The organism is Neisseria sp. P0009.S007 (genome assembly GCF_051962515.1).
This window is the reverse complement of record NZ_JBQCVF010001027.1, coordinates 1-307: the sequence shown is the minus strand read 5'-3', so window position 1 is coordinate 307 and position 307 is coordinate 1. Positions and strand designations below refer to the sequence as shown.

Annotated in this window: 1 protein-coding gene; it reads right to left on the bottom strand. The window is 49.8% G+C overall.

Annotated features, from left to right (window positions below; translation table 11 throughout):
* Positions 1-264: hypothetical protein (locus ACTHS3_RS17610; protein WP_440368711.1), on the bottom strand; the 264-nt coding region annotated here is incomplete at its 3' end.
* Positions 265-307: the final 43 nt, after the last annotated feature.

Genomic DNA, 307 nt, shown 5'->3' with positions numbered 1-307 from the left:
GTGCAAAAAGCGTGAAAGTTTGTATGCAGCATCGCTTCTGTACGCGCCCAAACGGCAAAAATACTGTAAAATACCGTTAAACATAAAGTTATGATATTTGAGGTCGTCTGAAATCCGTCCACCACTCAATGCAACGGATTGACAAGCATTCGTCGCGTTCAGAGATACGCCGCCGCTTGCCCGTCCACTGCAACCCCTTTTCAGACGACCTTCCACCCTTACAAGGAACTGCAACTTCATGGACAACCAAACCAAACTCCGCATCGGCGGCCTGCTCGTGCTGACCACCGCCGTTTTAAGCCTGATC